This is a genomic window from Bradyrhizobium sp. CW1 (genome assembly GCF_023100665.1).
In the GTDB taxonomy this organism is placed as follows: Bacteria; Pseudomonadota; Alphaproteobacteria; order Rhizobiales; family Xanthobacteraceae; genus Bradyrhizobium; species Bradyrhizobium canariense_D.
The window spans coordinates 7,057,236-7,076,067 of record NZ_CP064684.1 but is presented as its reverse complement, the minus strand read 5'-3'; the positions used below and the strand labels follow the sequence as shown (position 1 = coordinate 7,076,067).

The following is an 18,832-nucleotide window of genomic DNA, read 5'->3' as shown; positions in this document are numbered from 1 at the left end:
CTGTCGGCGAGCGTTATGCTCTTGTATCGATCGCGGCCCGCGATGAGACGACCCAGCCCAGGTGAAGATTTCAACATACCCCGTTCGGAATGTTCGCCACCGAAGCCATCGAGAAGAGTACAGCCCTGCTCAGATCTTAAACCTGTTCCATCCGCCTGCTTGCGCTTGGGCGAGCATGCCCCTCGCTCGTTCGCTTCGCGGAGCAAGCCTCACAGCTGTTTGAAGATCGGCTATAGCCTTAGAATCTCGGCCTGTCTTTGCGTATAAGATCGCGCGATTCATGTAGACGGCAACGAATTCTGGAACTAGTTGTAAAGTTTGGTCAAACGCCACCTCCGCCTCTCGGAGCATTCCAGCCCTTGAAAGTCGCAAGGCTTGCTGATGCTTGGCGTTGGCCTGAACCGTTTTCTCGAGCAATGAACGCACATACTGTGGGGGAAGGCTTGCAATCTGCTGTAGCATCCTGATTTCAGGCTCTTGCTCAGGATATTGATTCAGAGCTTCCTCGATTTGTCCCCGCCCAACCAGATCCGCCAACTTGCTTACTGCGTCATTTGACTGATTGGTCATAACCACAATCCTTTGTCAAATTTCAAACCGGTCGCAATTCTGGTGAATAAACCTATCACAGGTTGTGACGCCGGGTAAGGCCCTGCTTACGGACGAGTGACCCTGAGATCACCCAGTTAGGGACGTCTCACGGGATGGTTCTGCTCTAAAGCGGCCGCGTCGTACGGCCGGTTTTGTATAGAGGGGCGTCAAACACAACCGCTATTTCTGTTTTCGAGCGCTTGCCGGCTGTGACAGAAGATTTGTTCTATACCCGTGGCAGGCTTTAGCTCAGGAGTGCGGAGCTTAATCGGTGCGGGGCTCCTGCTCTTATGCGCGCGGGCGCGTCTTCGAGATCGCTCGCCAAGAACCGCCGTCGGGGGCATCATCGGAAGTGGCGCTAGCTGAGCTTCACGATGTGCTGGACTCGATTGGCGATGCCTGCCCGAAGACCTAGTCTAACGCTGCAGCTTGGGGGGTCGGCGACCGAGATCGAATGGCGAAAGCAGGGTTTCGAGGGATCGCGTCAGCTACCTGCTGAACGGTGCTGGTTTCTTTCACCAGGCTCACAGGGCGCTTGGCATTGCCACGCTCTCCTCGAGATCCTAGCGTTGGAACTAACCGACCGCCGTCGCTTGACATCCTACTCGAGCAGGCTCGCAAAAGACGATGCGAGTGTGTGTGGGCCGAGCAGTCGCCGTTCGACCTCGGAGACGCGCTCAAGTGGCGCGGCTACCGTTGGAGCGACGGAAACGATGGGAGGCCAGGGTCAGCCACGCCGGCAGATTCGCGTACCCCGCTGCGCGAGCCGCCGTCCCGATCCTGATCGCAGGCTCTGATCACGAGCGGCGAGCTTCGTTCACGCTGTTGTCGATCGCGGTCAAGGAGCTCTCGCCGCAGCAGACCGTGGCCGGCTTTCTGCCATCCGAGCGCGTTCCCTACGTGCCGGAGATCACGACCGATCATTCCGAATTCACCGCGATCGGCCGAGGCCAGTCCTTGAAGATCGTAGTCGCCTTAAGCCGTTTCATCCGCGCGGCCGACGGTCGCGACAAGAACACGACGCTCGAAAAATTGAACCCCTGGCAATCCCTGCTCAAGTTTTCGATACGCGTCGGCGCTCCGCGCGCCCGCATCGAGCTGCCCACCGAAAGCATCCTCGAGCTGGCAACCGGAGCCGATGGCGCGACGGCGACGTTCGTCGTCGTTCCGACGGAAGAGGGTGCGCTGCCGGTGACGGTGGATTTTCCTGCTGAAGGGCAACCGGTTCGCACGCCGCACGCTCGAATTCGCCGCGAAGTGACGCCAGCCACGGGCCCGCCGGGTTTCCACGGGCCTCAAGGTAGCGCACTCGGGTCGCCGCGCGGTGTTGCCGCATCCGGCCCCGCACCGGTCCCGCGCAATCTATATTGATTTCCCGCTCAGGGTGCGTCATCATTGTGCGGTCGGCCTCACAGCGCCGGTTGCCATTAGCAACACTCGACGTGGCCGGCCCGAGGTCGACGACACGATCTGAGATTTCATTAGGAGGTTGCAATGGCCGACGAGACGAAGCGGTGGTGCTTTGCTTGGTTCAAGGACAAGGCGCCAACCGACGGCAACGAAAGAGCGGCGCTCGTCAAGGACAGCAAATGGCAAAAAGGCGATGAGATAAGAATCAGCTTCCTTGACGGAACGGACGAACAAAAGGCTCTGGTCAGAAGGTTCGCGGCGGAGTGGATTGCCCCCGGCATGGCCGACTTGACCTTCTCGTGGGTACCCACCGGTGGCGACATCCGGATCTCGTTCAAGTACGAAGGATCCTGGTCCGTCATCGGAACGACCTGCCGGCAGGTCCCGAAAGGCGAGCCGACCATGAACTTCGGGTGGCTCACGCCCGGCATCTCCGACGACGAGGCGCGTGCGGTGATTCTCCACGAGTTCGGTCACGCGCTCGGACTGATCCACGAGCACCAAAATCCGGATCAGCCGATCAAGTGGAACAAGCCCGCGGTCATCGCGGATTTGTCGGGCCCGCCCAACAACTGGGACGAAGCGACGATCGAGCACAACATGTTCGAGACCTATCCCCCCAACGAGATCGCGGGAACTAAGCTCGATAAGAACTCCATCATGATGTATCCTATCCCGGAATCCTGGACGATCGGGGGCTTCTCGGTAGGCTTCAACTCGAAGCTATCCGAGGAGGACAAGAGGTTTATCAAGAAGCAATACTGATGCCCTTGGCCGACCGAGCACTCGTGGTGGGGATCGACAGATACCCAGCGATCTCCGCGCTTGCCGGCGCGGAGAACGACGCCAAGGCATTCCATGCCTGGGTGACGTCGGTCGGCCAAGTCGACACCAAGTACGCGCTGTTGCTGACCAGCTCTTCTTTCACCGCGTCAGCCAATGCCGACGATGAGCGGCCTGCGAAAGAGCAGATCGAGCGCTTCTTCACGGATATCGACAACGCAGCCGAAGCGAACAATCAAGCCGCATCGGGACATCAAGCCGGCCGCCGCCTCTGGATGTTCTTCTCCGGTCACGGGTTCTCGCCGTCGTTGGACAGGTCGGCCGTTCTGATGGCAAACGCCAGCCTGAAACGCGTCCACAGCATCGCCGCAATGCTATGGGCCAACAGGTTCTACGAAGGCGGATGGTTCGACGAAGTGATCCTTTTTCAGGACGCATGCCGCACGTCGATCCCGGACGTCGATTTGACCCCTCCCTTTCTCCGCAAGAAGCAAGCCTCGCTCGGCCAGACCCGCCGCCGCTTCTACGCGTTTTCGGCGAAGGACCGCCTAATCTCCAAGGAAAAGCCGTTCGAGAACGGCATGCACGGCGTATTTTCCGCCACCCTGATGCAAGGACTCGGTGGGGATGCCCGGGATCCGAAGACGGGCGCGATCACCACGGCGCAGCTGAAGTTGTTCCTGCAGGACAACATGAAAAAGCTGCTTTCCGACGAAGAACTAGACGACGACGAGGTGGCCAAGTGCCCTGAAGTATACGATCCCGACCCTTTCGACATCCTTGCAGCACCACCGGGCTGGAACGCAGCGGCCGCCTTCCCCGTCGCGATCGCAGTCGCCAATCCCAACTCCAAGATTTGGATCGAAGGTGCGGGCTTCGCCACGGTCGCGTCGGTCGATCAGGCACCGCCGGTGTGGTCGCTGACTTTGCCACGAGGCTTCTACAGGGTAAGATACGGCGCAGCGGAACAGACATTCGAGGTGACGGGGGCTTTGAAGGCAGACGGCAGCCCGGTGATTAAAGATGTCTCCATCTAGCGACCCGCCGAAGCTCAACACGCTCGTCGTCGAAGCTTCGGCTCCGGCAGAGATCTCCGTGCTCGACGGCAGCGCGAACACGGTCGCGCGTTCGGTAGGGCGTCTGAGCAAGGAGCTGCCTTCCGACATCTACAAGGTCCGAATTCGCGTCGGGCCCACGGTCGAGGAGAAGATCGTCGCGCTCGACAGAGATCAGGAACTCAGGATCGACGCGTCGCCGGACCTCTACTCGCCGATCCCGCTCGCAAACACGAGCCGCTCGCACGGCAACCATCAGGAGATGGCGCGTCGGGTCAGCGAGACCTTCACGCAGACCCTCGGAAAGGGAGCGTCGGTACTGGTTGTCGCACGCGTCTGGTCGCGCCTCGGCCATTCGGCCCCCATCAACCCGGCGGAAGGCCTGACGTTCAGCAGCGAGTCCTCGAGCTTCAAGTTGGACCTCGGCAAACTCGCCGAGCGGGAGTTCGACGGCGATCCGATAGCGGCCTGGTCGGCCGAGGTCGCTCCGGGGTCGTACCGACTGCAGCGCGCCGGCGTCACGCGGACGATCATCGCCACAAGCAACCAGCAGACACAGGCGTTCCTGCTGCAACGGAGCGCGTCGAGCCAAGGGGCGCAAGACAAGGCGAAGCTCGACATCGGGGACGCGGCGATTTCGATCTCGCCCCGACAGTCGTTCGATCCGAACAGCGAGCAGACCTGGTTGGCTGAAGTCGCGCGCTATGCGCTCACCCAGAAGAGGAAGATCCTGTCGCCGGACGTGCTCGATCAGATCCTGCGCGCCAAGTTCGACGCCCCCATGCTCGGTCTTCTGGGCGCGCATCTTCTGCTTCGCGACGAGCCGGACAACGTCGCGGATTTTGAAACGGTGACCGGAAATCTTCTCAACATTCTGGGTAGCGACCATCCGGACGTGCGGGCGCTCTTTCTTGCGCGCGCGACGCCTTCGCCGATGGTGCCTCGTCACATCGCGTCTCCGCCCATGCTGCGCGCGAGCTGGGATCTTGCCGTGGCCCACAGCCTAGTGGAGAAGGACGTCTTTCCCGAGGAGTCGGAGGCTGGTCGGCTGTCGGCCCTCGTGCTGCCCGGCAGCCCCTGGCTTCTGTGGAAGGGATCGGCCACCGTCGAAGGGACGACGGCCGCCGACAAAAGGCTGGAGGAAACGCTGCAGGATTTCTTCGCGGCGCGATCTCGCGCGGACATCGCGAGGTCGAACGCCGCCAATCCCTTCCGCTCTCGATTGAATTCGACCTTCAGAACGCTTGCCCACGGTCTAGATGTGGTTCGCGGTACAGCGTCGACCGTTCGGAATTCGATGCCGGAATTGAGTCTGGACGAAAAGGGAGAACTGACCAAGGTGCTCGGCATTCCCGCGTCGAAACTCGACACGATGCTACGAAAGCTCTTTCCCTGAAGGGGCCCCTCCACGAGATCACCGGCGACGGATGGGCCCTGTCCTTCCAGCGACGCGTAGGTCAGGGACTGGACGCCAACCGCGGCGCGATCCTGGTCCATGTCCTGAACGAAAGCAGCGACGAGACGGACGTCCTTGCGCCTTTGGCGGCGGGCGAGGATGTCTGGATAGCCCTGCAGCTGTCGGATTCGGTACAAGCGCGGGGAAGCGCTTGCGATGGCCGCCGACTGCGCATCGCGACCCGCGAGCTGCCGTCGCTGCGGCTGCTCGTGGTCGATGGCGTCGAAGATGAGGCAGGAGTCAGTCCGCTCAATTCGTTCGGTGTAGCGACGACGCCGGCCGATATCTCCTGGCAGATGGAATTCGCGATCGAGCGCCCCGACTCGATCCACCGCCTGCGTACGCAGTTCGTCAGCGGATTGCTTTACAGCGAGCTCAGCGGTCTTCCGATGCCCTCGGGCAGTCGAGCGACAGACGGCTTCAGCGGAAGGCGACTGCCGTGATGCGCATCAAGAGCGACGATATCCCAGCGTCCTGAACGTCCGCTCCGGGCCTACCGTGCAACGACCGTCCAAAGTGTCGCGAAGGCGATCGGTATAACGATTATCGATTTCGAGGCTGATGGAAATCGATGGATCGCCGGACAGGATCTTGATGCTGGGAATGGACCTGACCATCTCATGGATGTTGTGACGCGCGCCTTGCGAATTGGCGACCATCAGATCCGAGCTGAGACAAACGATAAGTTTCTCTTTCATAGAAACCTCCAACCCGCCTTCAAGCTAACCGATTCTCCTAAAAGGGCCTTAACGCCCTCTTGCAGCAGCGAAGGGGGAGCCGGATCCCTCACTCAAACGGTCGAACCCTACCGATCGGCACATCTTCAAGAACGCTCTTCTCGCATACCGGGTTCGATCTTCGGAGCGAGCCATCCTTAAATACGCCTCGTCCTGCCCAAGCGCAACCGCGAGGGTGCCGCAGGCCAGCGGCGCTGCGAACGAAGTACCTGACACTGCTGCATGAATCCGATTGTTGCGCTGCACGAGGATGCCGACTCCAGGGGCGATCGCATCGACTTCCGATCCACAGGTATTATTGCACCACAAATAGATCTCGTCCCCGGAGGGAGACGTGCCGATGGAATTGCTGTTCGTCCGGTCGTAGGCCACCAACGTACCGGGCTCTCCCCATTCCGATCGCCCGAAAGCGGAAACAGCGATGCAGCTTTCGTGTCGTGCCGGGAAATAGACCCGCTGTTCGTTCGGGTCGTTGCCCGAAGCGGCGATGATCGTGACCCCCAATCGGCTGGCGGCTTCGATCGCCGCAAGCACTCCTTCGTCTTCGAATGGTTCACCCCAACTGAGATTGATCAGATCCACACCGGCTCTGACCAGCAGATTGATCGCGACCTGGGCGCGCAGCGAACTGATAGTCTCCCGATCGTCGTCGTGCGACGCATCGGCAAAGAATATCTCGGCCCCGGGCGCCACCGACATCCATCGTCTTGCCCGTTCGCTGCGGTCCCCAAGGACCCGACAGACGATCTCTCCATGGCCGGCCCCGTCGTAATCGTCTTCCTCCCGTTGCTTGGCCCCCACCACCTCCCGAACGTGCTGGATGCCTTCAGCCTTGCCGAAACCGGTATCCACCACTCCGATCTTAATGTTAGCCCCGCGGTTAAAATCGCCCGTGTCGATACCCAGGCATTCCAGCCACCAGGCCGGTTCTTCGACATCGGGCAGCCGTATCATCGTGATCGAGCCGCAATCCTCGATGTCCTCCGAGTAGGCCGACCAAAAGCCGACGGCCCGGACCAGAAGGCACTCGAATGTCGCGAACGGCGGCACCTTGAAAGACACCATTCCGCTGTGGTCCGACATGCCCGTAAGATCGATCGCATGACCGCCGGCAGGGGTGATCCGGAGAAAGACTTCCGCGGCTACTCCGTTGCCATTCTCGTCCTCGACGGCGAAGTCTATCTCATCGTCAGCCATGCTGGGCGCTCCTGATAAGCACGAGAATGCCGTCGGCTTCCGAAAAAAGAAAGGCCCTCGTACATCACTGCGCAGAGATCACCCGCTATTCACCCATGTTGCGCAACAGCAAGAGTTTAAGCCTTCGCGAGGTAGCGCCAGATCGTTCGCTGGAGAGATTCTCAACGGCTGAAATGATGATCATTCGCAACTCACCACCGTCGATCGCCCGGAGGCGGTGAAGAGCCAGAGGGGGATTCATGCGCTCTGTCTTCCTCTTCCACGACTGCCTTCCCCTCATCGAAACAACACTAACCGCACGGCGCGGCGACCGTTCTCGGAAATCCTGCTCGCGCTTCGTCGCCAAACAATGTGCAAAGTCGGCGCGATCCGCGCCGACGTCGCACATCCACTAGGAAGCACGTACGGTGTTCAGAAATCTTCCCACTTCCAATTTGAGGCGTTGCTGGGTTAGACTTGGTCGCTGGCATGTATCACGCCGATTTTGGCGGTGTCGTTCACTCTGCTTTCGATCGTCAGCCTGCTTTGAGCTCGAATTCGCGCGCGCGATATTGTTGCCGGCGCCTGACGCCGCGCGATCACAGCTTATCCGCGCTCCACACGTCCCATAACGCACTGGTTGGGATCGCCGTCTTCGGTTGCAGCGGCGGTGACGGAAGCAGATCTGAATATCGTATTCGCCAGCCTTTTCTTGCGGGCATTGACGATCTGCTTGCCGACCGCGTTTGTGTGAAGCCCCTTCGTGGCAACGAAATCTTTTACCAAGTTGACCGTTTGCGCCGGGATGCGTACCTCGGCCCCCCTATTCTTGACTATTCTGGTAAACGCCGTGAGTTTGTCGTGGCTCGCGATCATCTTAAAGACCTTGATCACGTCGTGAAGTGCCATCACGACCGAAGCATTTTCCGGAACATACTGAGGGGTGACTGGTTCGACTGGTTTGGCCTTTCGCTTCGGAGATGAAGCCCTCGTCTTTTTCGCTTCGCTCTTGGTCGTTTTCGACATGGTGATACTCCTCTACCTTGCGACAACGATGTTGGTTCGGAATAGGTTGAGCGTGAGGGCCTGATTGACTGCGTCGGCGGCGATCGCCTCTGCGGACGTCCTCGGGCGAGCGCTGATGAGCAGCAGGCTCGGAAACGCTGGGTATGCTCGAACTTGTCCAAGGGAGCGCAATCCAGGCTTGGTCACGGCGACGCCCATGGTGATCTTGTGCAGATCCGTTCGGATAACCTCCCCAGTGAACGACGCGTCCACAACTTGCAGGCCCGGGGTGACCTGCGTGAACAGTAGTGACGGCGTGACACCGCCGCTGACCATGGTCTGGAATTCGAGCGCATCGACCAGAGTTGGGGGACCCTTCGGCTCTTCCTTTGGTCCTCCAAGGTTATCAAAGATAGACATATTGATGAAATCGGCCAGGAAGCCTTTCACGCCGATATTGCCGGTGATCGGGTAGATGTAGTCCGGCGGAACGAGATGAGTGTAGTTGCGTCCGATCGACTCCCCGCTGCAGTAGTGTTCGGGCAGCTTTAGAAGTCCGCCGAAATTATCGGTGAGCGTGAAGAGGCGTTGGTTCTTGCGGGAGCGGTCGGCCTCGCCCTTCAGGCCAAATTTCAGATTCGAGTCCGTGAACGGCTTGAGAAGATTCAATTCCGCACGGAGATTATTTGCCTCGGTCATCTCGAGGTCGAACGTGTAGGCAACGCCCGCCGTGTAGAACGTATCCACGACATCCTTGACATGGCCGTGGAAGAGCTTCGGCTCAAAATGACCGATCGGGCGGCGTCTATCTTTGAACTCCCACCCGATGGCGTGGGCTTGAGGATCGACACGGCGATTCTTCAGGTTTTCGTCCGCCGTTAGCCAGCCGAGCGTGAGGTCGATGATGGCTTGCCGCGTTTCGCAGCGGATCTGCTTCACGATAGTTGGCGTTGTGACCCCGGATACGTGTTCGGGTAGCGGTCGAATTGCACATCCGGCGACAAAAACGGCCGCTGTAAGCGGCAAGATCCGCAAAAGCACGGCGCTCTCCCGAGGAATGGCTCTGTTGCTATAAACTGAATTACTTGGTGAGACTGCATCAATAGCGATTGCGAGTCTGTAGCTGGCACGCAACAGTTGTTGCGCAATTCGTCAGCAATCGCAACCGCGGAGCCGCGTCGAGGCCGACATTCGAATGTCGATAGCTTTAAACTTTGCAAAAGCTGGGCAGGGCGGTTGCCTCGATACCGTACAGCACCGATCTCGGCACCATTCATCCGCCCGCCCCGCGGCTGCCTTCCATCTGCACGCATGCGTGGAGACGCAGTTTTTCGCGCCTCTTGTTGATGAAGTTCAAGAGGCTGGCCGCCGCTCGATCGTCGGAAAGTGCGCGATGGTGATCTCCGAGATGGTGATCTCCGAGAGGGATGTCTAGATCGTGCAGAGTTTGCCGAAACCGTACGATTGTCCCGGGATTTAGCGACGCATTCCGATGCGAGTGCACAGTTTAGGAAACCGTCGTCCGATGCCTGACATGAGCGATACGAATCAAATCAAACCGCCGCAAAAGATCATCCATGGATATGGATGCCTTCTACGCATCTGTCGAGCAGCGCAACGATCCGGATCTCAGCGGCAAGCCGGTCGCGGTCGGTAGATTTTGCGAGCGCGGCATGGTGGCCGCAGCCAGCTACGAAGCGCGCAAGTTCAGCGTCCGCGTGCCGTCGGTCACCGCGGAGCGGCATGTCCGGACTTCATCTCGTGAAGCCGCGCTTCGAGGATCGCCCACGTCTCGAGTTACTTCTCTTCAATCCTCATTAGAAACTCTCCCAAATCAAAAATCTCCGAGAACTTGCCTAAACGTTGCGCGCCGAATCCCGCCCTCGTTGCCAAAGCAATCCGAACTTTTCCAAGTCCACCTCGAGCGTGTCGGTAGCCATGTCTGACTGCGTACAACGTTCGTGGCGGCGGCGCTCCTGCTGCCTCGCCTGCTCGACCGGTTTCCCGACCGCAGTCATGCTCCCATCGGCGGGAATGCTGGCCGCCTTCGGATCGGTCATGACCCTGTCCGGAGGCGACGGACGCCTCTGGTACGCGCTTCTGCCGACGTGGACGCTTCTCGGGATCGGCTACTCGGCGGTCCTGACGCCCTCCGGGCGCCTGCTGCGCCGCTCGGCAGCCGCCGCGGACAGACCGGCCCTGTTCGCAGCCCAATTCGCGCTCTCCCACGTCTGCTGGTCGATCGCGTAGGATTGTCCCTGTACTGCTCTAACCATCGCTCATATGAAACCGCCGCAAGTTGATGCGCGTCACGCTCCGTAAGAGCTTTCGGTCCAGCCCGCAGATTGGCCCAGCGAGCTTCGAGCTCCGCGAGTGCCTTCGCGTGCCGCACTTTGGCCTCGGCGGGATCGCGGGTCTGGAGACTTACTTTCTCGGGCCGCACGGATATCTTGCGGTGCTTGACACTGCGGATGGTGCGTGAACTATGGTCCCATGTCGCCCTCCGAGCGGGCGCGGCTGGTCTCCGACACGCTCCGCCGCGACACAATAAATGCCGCGAAGCGAGAGTCAGCCAACCGGCCCTGGTATCCCGGTCCGCCAAGTCGCCCGGTTTATGGACGCCATGGCGAGGATTTCGCGAGGATGGCCGCGGCCTCTTTGGGCAAACACGATGCGCTTCGGACGAAGTGAGCCGGGGGCCGTCATGCCAAACTGCTCCTCCAGCCTAGTTTTGCTGCCCGTCAGTGCGCGAGGTTCGCCGGAGACCACAAGGTCGACACGAGCACATTGGAGTGGTACAAGCGCCAGACTTATTGCGGAGTTAAGTATCTGTTTTTGCCGATTTTTGGCGGATTGAGTGCCAGTCCTTTCCTGGGCACCACACCATATCCAAGCGATTGAAATCGCTAATTTGCAGGGAATTTGAGCCGCTGACCGGTACACAGAACCGGGACACAGCGACGATGAACTATCGAATGGCTTATCTATCGAAAGACAACGACTCCTCGTTCTGGAGCTTCAGGACGCGCACGCCCTCCGATATTCTGCGCGCCCTGGATAATGACCGAGCACTGCTGACGTTCGAGCAGTGCATGGGCAGCCCCGCGTTCGTCGTGAGTGCCCGTATTGGCGCTGAGGTGAAATTCTCACTTAAGACGCGCGAAGTCGCAATCGCCGAAATACGGAAGAACCAAGCTGGCGTCGCACTCGCGAAGCTCTGGGCGGCACGCAGACACTGCCGAGCCCGCTAACGCACAAGCAGATCATAGGGCTGGCTGGTCTGGTTCACGAGCCGTGGGTTGAGCAGTTTGAACAGCAGCCGGGTGAGCGGGCCGCCTGGGTTGCGCACAAGGCGCTCAAGCTGGATTGATGACGGGCGGGATGCCGGGGCAAGCCACATGAACGATGCCTATCGCGCCGCCTTCTTCGTGCAACTCGGGCTGCCGTCCCTCATTGGATTGCACCGCCACCTCAATGGTGCCTGACGAACCGCGGTAAGGGGAAGCCGTGAGGCTTCCTCCTACCCGATTGCCTGGTTATGAGTGGGATCATTCATTTTGACGTCATTGCGGGACGCCGGGTTCTTGCGTCGCATCTATTATTATTCGGCGAGGCATGAGGCCGGTGCTGTTAATCCTATCTGTCTATTGAAGGCTTTGGCGTCGTGTTGGTGCGGGTGGGTAGTACCGGATACTCGATCTTAGGTAGCCGCCCGGTAAGCGAATTCAGAAACGCGACAATATCGTTTTCTTCCCCATCGCTAAGCTTGGCGCCGAGCTGGATTTCACTCATCAGGGCAACAGCTTGCTTCAGGCTCCAAACCTGGCCCGAATGGAAGTAAGGGGCTCGCAAAGCAACGTTCCGCAACGGCGCCGCGCGGAAGACATATTCGTCGCCGACCGCCTTGGTGACCGCGAATCGGCCCTTATCGGCTTGCGGAAGCAGGGTTGCGTCCGGCTTCTTCATCACGCCGAACTGGAAGTAGGCCTGTCCACCGACATTGATTCCATTGTGGCAAGAGGAGCATCCCTTCTCCATAAACAGCGCCAACCCTGACTTCTGCTGATCATCGAGAGCATGTGTATTGCCCTCCAAATACTGATCGAACGGGGCCGCAGGTGTGATGAGAGTGGCTTCAAAAGCCTCGATTGCCTTCGCAAAGTTTTCAAAGCTGACCGGTCTCGCCTCGTTCGGGAAAGCATTTTTGAACAAGACGACATAACTGGCCATTGAGTTCAAGGTGTCGAGCACATGATCCGGAGTCGCATTCATTTCGGCACTCGCCTGCACAGGGCCAGTTGCTTGCGCCTTGAGGTCCGCTGCGCGTCCGTCCCAGAATTGCGCCGAATTGAACACCGCGTTGTAGACGGTTGGGGCCCGACGTAGGCCGACCTTCCAGCCGTGACCGACTGAGGTCGGACCGGCATCGACTCCGCCGCTGCCGAGATTGTGGCACGTATTGCAGCTAATGATCTCGCTTGCCGATAGCCGCGGATCGAAGAACAGAATTTTGCCAAGCTCGACCTTTTCATGCGTGACTGGATTGTCCTTTACCGCAGGAATGATTGAGGGGATCGGATGGAAGATCTGCCTGGCGGTTCTCATCAGATCATCGTCCGCGCTAGCTCCTGACGACATCAACAGGCCAATCGCCAAAACAGATGCTTCAGCCACAAGCCGAAGCTCCCGGATCGATTTGTTCATACACCCGCCTCATCAGTTCTGATTGATACGAAGGAAACAGTCGAAAGCGATGCCACACTCTGTTCCCTCAACGGGCCGGCGCAGCATGCACCGGCCCCTGTGAAGCGAGGCTGCATCAAATGTTCGATTTCGAGGTGCTCGCTGCCGGCGTTCGCCCAAGAGGCTTTAAGCCGTTATTTGATTCGCGAATTCGCTTTGAGCTTAGATCACGACCTTGGTAGATCAGACTAGCGCCGCAACCTTCGGAATGATGGCCGATCTGACAACAATAAGCGTGCCGAAAAAGGATAATCTGTCCGGTGGCCGCATCGGTTCTCCATTGAGCGATTGGGTGGCCAATACGCTCCAGCGAAGTTGATCTATCCGTGTTGCACCGCTGGTCGCGCTCAGCGCTCACGGTGTCGCTGGACAATAGCAACCCCCATGCCAGTCTTGCATCTGACATGCAAGCTGCTGATTTAGGTACAAAACGAGTCCGGGCTGCCGAACAACGTCGGATGTCTTGCTTTGATGAATACATACAGTGTCACAGATGCGACAAGCGCCAGTCCCGGCTAGACATCATCGCACAGAAAGTTTTGTGATGAGATCCGATTGCCAGGCTTGCCGGCCACACGTGGCACGGCGGTACAAAGATCAACGCTGGCCTACGGCGAGACACTGAGCCGAGGCGCCCGGCGGTGCGCATCGCTCACGATTTCGCCTCGCCCTGCCGAATGAAGGCTCGCCGACTCATATCCGGGTCGGTTCTTTGCGAGCCGCCTCCGAAATCGCGCTCGTTTGTAACAGACGAGCCCCGAAGCCTGAACATGGCTTGTCTTGAATCCCACCTGGGGTTCGCTGGCATAGCAATTGCCCATCTCAAATCTGTTACCTAGACTAGAGTTTGACGGTACGACCGTCCGATTTACTCGGATATTCCCATTCGACACCAGCTGAAGTGCCGGCCTGACACCTGATCGGGCCGCGTGTGGGTTGGGATAAGATAACCATTTCGACCCACTCACGGCCGAGTGGCAGCTTTTGAAATCCTACGCGCTGGTCGCAAAAATAGCTGAACTTCTGCAGAAGCAATGGTCACTTCGTGCTCTTGCGTTGAAAGACTTCCGTACAAGAGGACATGTTGGTAGGAGATCTTTACATCATGTCCGCAGGTGGCCAGGTCGTGAGATCTTATCCGCGTCTTACTGAGGGAAGGACGTGATTGACCAGTTGTCCATGGCTGGTTCAAGTTAGATATGGCGTCGGCGATGGCTTCGATTGACGATCGATTGAATGAGATCCGACACGTGCGGAATGACATTTGGCGCTGTCGAAGAAGGCTTAAATGCGAGCTGAGTGATCTCGAGCGTAAGGTTCTCGAAGATCGCCTGCTTGAGCGGCAATCTGCCTTTGAACGGCTCCTAGCGACTACGTTTCCTTTTACATTGACACTGTCAAGCAAAATTCGGGAGCCGCAGGTCATTGGCGCGCAAAATGGCGTCGGCTCATAGAACGCATGCGCCTGCGTCAGAAACGTAGGCTCCGTCGCCGCGGACCGCCGCGCCATCATGGCCGCCGCCGAGCTGAAATGCGTCGGTCCTCAGCCTTTTCACCGATGTGCTGGCCCGCGGCGCACGGTGAGCGCCGATAATGAAACCGTTCGGGCCCGCCATCCAGGACCACGGCTGGGGGACACCGATTGCGCCGTTTCTGCGAAACCGCGGTCACCATGAGTAGCTTTCATCCGACAGAGCGATCGAAGAAGCTTGAATCGGCCGTAGCGTCAGATTGTACAGAGCAGGCGAACGATACTCCAGACTAGGTGTAGCCGAATGAGAAGAGCCGCTATCGCTTTTGCATTATGTTCCGCTCTCGAGCTGCTCGGGCTAAGCGCGAGCGCGGTTGCGGACACAAGGCGGTACGCGTGCACGATCACTGCCGCCGATCGAGAGCCGGTCGGAGTTCGGAGCGAGCGGGTCGTTCTCACCGTTCAATATGGCTGCCGGATCGCGGATGGTCTCTCGCGTGACGCGGGGATTACAGCAGTGTCGGTCAGCGAGTGGGCTGCTGATAAAGGAACGTACCTAGCGTCCCTGGAATTTCACCGCGCGCTGGAGGGAGTTGCAATTGGGCAACTCTCCGAGGCGACCGGCTTCTCTAGCATGGAAGGGGAGCAAGGCATTGCGGTCGCAACTTCCGGCACGACAGTATTCAAGTTCGCATCTGGCTCATTGGCAGCCCTTTCAGGGAAGACCCTTAAATTCACCACCAAACTTACTGGCCTACGTAGCTTCGAATTGGAGTTCACAGATTGGCCAGAATCTCTTTTTTGGAAGTGACTCGTGTCTTACGCTTCATTTCCGCAAACGCAGAAATATCCAAAGGAGTGAAGAAGGCAACGGACATTCTGCAGCAGATCGCACTGGAGGGGCTCCGCGCGGAGCTCGATAGGATGTTGCCGCTGGTACTGCGGGTGATGCGTCAAGAGCCCGGGCGCGCATCTTCCACGGCGACACTCATGTGGAAGATAAGGTTCTCGGCGTGTTCGAGCCGCCGGCCCGAGATCATCCGTAAGGACAAGCCGGCAAGCCCAATGAGTTCGGCAAAATGATCAAGCTGCAAGATCGTCGACTAACTCTATGCCCGGCGGCCCAATGGCGATCTGTTGATCCCGGCCATCGCAACCCACCAGGGGGCGTGCCGCGGCTGGTGGCGACTGACGCCGGATTCTACTCTGCCAGCAACGAGGCCGGCGCTGCGAGAGCATTGGGGGGTATGCATCCCCAATCGACCGAGCAAAAGCCCTGAGCGCAAGCGCGAACAGAAGAAGCGCTGGTTCCGCGGTGGCCAAAGATGACGCACGCGATGGACGCATCAGCGTGGTTAAGCGGCGAAACGGCCTCAATCGATGCTGATAGAAGGATAACGCCGGAATGCAGCGCTAGGTCGCCCTCGGTGTAATCTCAACCTCGGCAACATCGGCCGGACGATGAGTAGCCGAGCCGCTCCGTAGACCTCGCACCCATCATGCTCGCTTCAGACCCCCGCCGTCCACCCGGCGGGGTTTGTTTTGTCCCATGCCGTTGGCCAAAGGCTGGAAAGCATCAATTTCGCGCCGGGAAGTAGATAAAAGTAGGCTATCCACGGGCCCTATTTGCCGAACAGAGAATATGGGAAGCTTCATTGACGGAGGATGAACGCTCAACGCGCACTTGAAGGCAGCCCGCGCTGATCGAGCCGCTCTAGTGGTGTCCGTCTGTAGTGGGAGCAGCGCCTCGCGCTCATTATCAGACAGGCCTCGTTGTCGCTGCACTCGGTGCCGCGTGCCGGCGTCGGCTCACCGCGTCACGCTTCCGCAAGCGGTGATAAAAGAAAGTCGACGCGCGCCCGATCGAAGCGCCGAATTGCGTCGCGGCCTGTCTTACCGAGATGCTGAAGCGAGCTGCAACTGGACTGCCGAATGACAAGGACGGGCCATTGTAGAACGCCGACCTCTTTACCCCGAATGACCAAGGGCCACGAGCTTGCGCCTTTAAGGCTATCGCGGGCTGAGAATCGATCAGCCCCAATGCTCTCCACGAGATCGGGTGTCGCCACTTAGAGCGCGTCTCCACGAGATCAACTGGAATGACGAGCGAACCGAAAGATCGCCTGTAAGTGAAACAACGCCGTCTGCTGACAACTGAGTTCTCTTAGTCATCCAGAAGAGGTGCTGCAGCGCTCAATCATCACTTGCTCCGTATCGATCGCAAACACCATGGGCGCATCTACGTGCGCTGAACTCTCTCGAGCCGATCGTGTTTGCGATCGCTCGATGGGGGCGCCAAGCAAACCTGCGCACCGGAGTGACGCCGGCGCGGGAAGACTCTACCTATCTCGCTGGCGGAGAGCGCAAGTGATTGTTTTGTTTCAGACAGAGCGTTAGCGGGTACGCCTGTCGGTGCCACGCAGGGTCGGGTTTATAACATCCGCATCCTGCCAGCTATCTAGTTCTACAGACGTGGGTTTTTGTGTTCAACCAGCGCTGGCACACTCGTTGCAAACCCCTGTGCAACAGGCGGCTGTTAGCGTTTGCATCGACATGCAGAGGGGCAGGCCGCCCCCTGATGGCACGCGAGCGAGTAAAGATGCCGATATGACCAAGGCTGGAGGGCAGGCATGACATCACCGAGACGCGTCTTGGTCAGCGATTCCATCGACAAATCAACAGCGTCACACACGGCGCTCGCAAGCGCTTAGCCGAGATGAGCTGCAACATTCTGATCGACGCTGCGGCATGATCCAGAACCCCGCGGAGTTGCGTCCGGTAGGACCGGCCAGGGAGATTGCACGCTTTACACCTCAACGCCGCATCGGAAATCCGTCGGTCTACCGGAAAAGCGCCGCTTCTTCATTTGAGACGACAATCGAAAGGAAATTTGTATGAGCCGAGCAACTACCGAAAGCGTCGCAGAGATCAAGGCGCGCAACAAGCAGCTAATTGATGAGGTGTTGAAGGTCTACCCAGAGAAGACTGCCAAAAGGCGCGCCAAGCATCTGAGTGTTCACGAGGCGGGGAAGTCCGATTGTGGCGTCAAATCCAATATCAAGTCCATTCCGGGCGTAATGACCATCCGCGGCTGTGCCTACGCGGGCTCCAAGGGCGTGGTCTGGGGGCCGATCAAGGACATGATCCACATTAGCCACGGTCCGGTCGGCTGTGGTCAGTACTCATGGGGCTCGCGGCGCAACTACTACGTCGGCACGACCGGCATCGACACGTTCGTGACACTGCAGTTCACTTCCGATTTCCAAGAAAAGGATATCGTGTTCGGCGGAGATAAAAAGGTCACCAAACTCATCGACGAGCTGCAGGAGCTGTTTCCTCTCAACAGGGGCATTACCATTCAGTCCGAATGTCCGATTGGTTTGATCGGTGACGATATCGAGGCAGTCTCCAGAGAAAAGTCAAAGGAATATGGCGGCAAAACCATCGTGCCTGTGCGGTGCGAGGGTTTTCGTGGCGTGTCACAATCGCTCGGCCATCACATCGCGAACGACGCCATTCGAGATTGGATCTTCGACAAGAGCGCCCCAGAAGCCAGCTCTAAATTTCAGCCGACCGCCTATGACGTCGCCATCATCGGTGACTACAACATCGGCGGCGACGCCTGGTCGTCACGGATCCTGCTCGAAGAAATGGGCCTGCGCGTCATCGCCCAGTGGTCCGGGGATGGATCTCTCGCTGAATTGGAGGCGACGCCGAAAGCGAAGCTCAACATATTGCATTGCTATCGCTCGATGAATTACATCTCACGGCACATGGAGGAAAAATTTGGGATTCCCTGGTGCGAGTACAACTTCTTCGGGCCTTCCAAAATCGCGGAGTCGCTGCGCAAAATTGCAAGCTTCTTCGATGATAAGATCAAGGAGGGCGCCGAGCGCGTCATCGCGAAATATCAGCCGCTGGTCGATGCGGTGACCGCGAAATACCGGCCGCGGCTCGATGGCAAGACCGTAATGCTGTTCGTCGGCGGCCTACGTCCTCGCCACGTCATCGGCGCGTATGAGGACCTCGGCATGGATGTTGTCGGCACAGGCTATGAGTTCGGTCACAACGACGACTATCAGCGCACCGCCCAGCACTACGTCAAGGACGGCACGCTGATCTACGACGATGTCACCGGTTACGAATTCGAGCGCTTCGTCGAAAAGATCCGGCCCGACCTCGTCGGCTCCGGTATCAAGGAAAAATACGTCTTCCAAAAGATGGGCGTGCCGTTCCGCCAAATGCATTCCTGGGACTACTCCGGTCCTTACCACGGTTATGACGGCTTCGCGATCTTCGCCCGAGACATGGACATGGCAATCAACTCCCCGATCTGGGGGAAGACCACCGCACCTTGGAAGGACGCTCCGCGGCCGAGCCTCATGGCGGCGGAATAGGAAAGCCG

Annotated in this window: 15 protein-coding genes and 2 pseudogenes; 11 read left to right on the top strand and 6 right to left on the bottom strand. The window is 58.7% G+C overall.

Annotation, left to right across the window (positions count from 1 at the left end; all coding sequences use genetic code 11):
* Window positions 1–129: 129 nt before the first annotated feature.
* Window positions 130–570: a tetratricopeptide repeat protein gene (locus IVB54_RS33985; RefSeq protein ID WP_247776924.1), complete on the bottom strand. Its 441-nt coding sequence runs from the start codon at window positions 568–570 to the stop codon at window positions 130–132.
* A gap of 702 nt (window positions 571–1,272) precedes the next feature.
* Between IVB54_RS33985 and IVB54_RS33975 the strand changes: the two genes are divergently transcribed.
* The 5 genes from IVB54_RS33975 (at window position 1,273) to IVB54_RS33955 (ending at window position 5,738) form a co-directional block, all read left to right on the top strand.
* Window positions 1,273–1,962 (top strand): hypothetical protein, encoded by a 690-nt coding sequence (locus IVB54_RS33975; RefSeq protein ID WP_247336278.1) that lies wholly within the window; start codon window positions 1,273–1,275, stop codon window positions 1,960–1,962.
* Between the two features lie 123 nt (window positions 1,963–2,085).
* On the top strand, window positions 2,086–2,766 hold the full coding sequence (locus IVB54_RS33970) for a M12 family metallopeptidase (protein WP_247336266.1): 681 nt from the start codon (window positions 2,086–2,088) through the stop codon (window positions 2,764–2,766).
* Complete coding sequence (locus IVB54_RS33965) at window positions 2,766–3,821, top strand: caspase family protein (protein ID WP_247336264.1); 1,056 nt, start codon at window positions 2,766–2,768, stop codon at window positions 3,819–3,821. The genes IVB54_RS33970 and IVB54_RS33965 overlap by 1 nt, the downstream gene beginning before the upstream one ends.
* Window positions 3,808–5,235: a hypothetical protein gene (locus IVB54_RS33960; protein WP_247336261.1), complete on the top strand. Its 1,428-nt coding sequence runs from the start codon at window positions 3,808–3,810 to the stop codon at window positions 5,233–5,235. Before IVB54_RS33965 ends, IVB54_RS33960 begins: the two co-directional genes overlap by 14 nt.
* 143 nt (window positions 5,236–5,378) lie before the next feature.
* Window positions 5,379–5,738 carry a hypothetical protein gene (locus IVB54_RS33955; RefSeq protein ID WP_247336258.1) on the top strand — a complete coding sequence of 120 codons (360 nt, stop codon included), beginning with the start codon at window positions 5,379–5,381 and terminating at the stop codon, window positions 5,736–5,738.
* 6 nt (window positions 5,739–5,744) lie between these two features.
* On the opposite strand, the gene IVB54_RS33950 is transcribed toward IVB54_RS33955, so the two are convergent.
* The 4 genes from IVB54_RS33950 to IVB54_RS33935 form a co-directional block, all read right to left on the bottom strand.
* Window positions 5,745–5,993: a hypothetical protein gene (locus tag IVB54_RS33950; protein ID WP_247336255.1), complete on the bottom strand. Its 249-nt coding sequence runs from the start codon at window positions 5,991–5,993 to the stop codon at window positions 5,745–5,747.
* Between the two features lie 48 nt (window positions 5,994–6,041).
* Window positions 6,042–7,229 carry a S8/S53 family peptidase gene (locus IVB54_RS33945; RefSeq protein WP_247336252.1) on the bottom strand — a complete coding sequence of 396 codons (1,188 nt, stop codon included), beginning with the start codon at window positions 7,227–7,229 and terminating at the stop codon, window positions 6,042–6,044.
* Window positions 7,230–7,814: 585 nt separating this feature from the next.
* Window positions 7,815–8,234: a hypothetical protein gene (locus IVB54_RS33940; protein WP_247336248.1), complete on the bottom strand. Its 420-nt coding sequence runs from the start codon at window positions 8,232–8,234 to the stop codon at window positions 7,815–7,817.
* A gap of 12 nt (window positions 8,235–8,246) precedes the next feature.
* Window positions 8,247–9,152, bottom strand: a complete 906-nt coding sequence (locus IVB54_RS33935; RefSeq protein ID WP_247336245.1) for a hypothetical protein — start codon at window positions 9,150–9,152, stop codon at window positions 8,247–8,249.
* Window positions 9,153–9,747: 595 nt separating this feature from the next.
* Between IVB54_RS33935 and IVB54_RS41865 the strand changes: the two are divergent.
* The 3 genes and pseudogenes from IVB54_RS41865 to IVB54_RS33915 all read left to right on the top strand — a co-directional run.
* Window positions 9,748–9,955 (top strand): annotated as a pseudogene (locus tag IVB54_RS41865) (DNA polymerase IV); the annotation flags it as partial.
* Between the two features lie 219 nt (window positions 9,956–10,174).
* Window positions 10,175–10,457, top strand: a pseudogene (locus tag IVB54_RS41580) (MFS transporter); the annotation flags it as partial.
* 719 nt (window positions 10,458–11,176) lie between these two features.
* Window positions 11,177–11,464 carry a DUF6538 domain-containing protein gene (locus tag IVB54_RS33915; protein WP_247776923.1) on the top strand — a complete coding sequence of 96 codons (288 nt, stop codon included), beginning with the start codon at window positions 11,177–11,179 and terminating at the stop codon, window positions 11,462–11,464.
* A 385-nt stretch (window positions 11,465–11,849) separates the two neighbouring features.
* Here IVB54_RS33915 and IVB54_RS33910 read toward each other — a convergent pair whose 3' ends face one another.
* Window positions 11,850–12,917 carry a cytochrome-c peroxidase gene (locus IVB54_RS33910; RefSeq protein ID WP_276577062.1) on the bottom strand — a complete coding sequence of 356 codons (1,068 nt, stop codon included), beginning with the start codon at window positions 12,915–12,917 and terminating at the stop codon, window positions 11,850–11,852.
* Between the two features lie 2,027 nt (window positions 12,918–14,944).
* Here IVB54_RS33910 and IVB54_RS33905 point away from each other — a divergent pair.
* The 3 genes from IVB54_RS33905 (at window position 14,945) to nifD (ending at window position 18,824) form a co-directional block, all read left to right on the top strand.
* Complete coding sequence (locus IVB54_RS33905) at window positions 14,945–15,238, top strand: hypothetical protein (protein ID WP_247285925.1); 294 nt, start codon at window positions 14,945–14,947, stop codon at window positions 15,236–15,238.
* Window positions 15,211–15,510, top strand: a complete 300-nt coding sequence (locus IVB54_RS33900) for a hypothetical protein (RefSeq protein WP_247531109.1) — start codon at window positions 15,211–15,213, stop codon at window positions 15,508–15,510. Before IVB54_RS33905 ends, IVB54_RS33900 begins: the two co-directional genes overlap by 28 nt.
* A gap of 1,811 nt (window positions 15,511–17,321) precedes the next feature.
* Complete coding sequence (gene nifD, locus IVB54_RS33895) at window positions 17,322–18,824, top strand: nitrogenase molybdenum-iron protein alpha chain (protein ID WP_018457672.1); 1,503 nt, start codon at window positions 17,322–17,324, stop codon at window positions 18,822–18,824.
* Window positions 18,825–18,832: the final 8 nt, after the last annotated feature.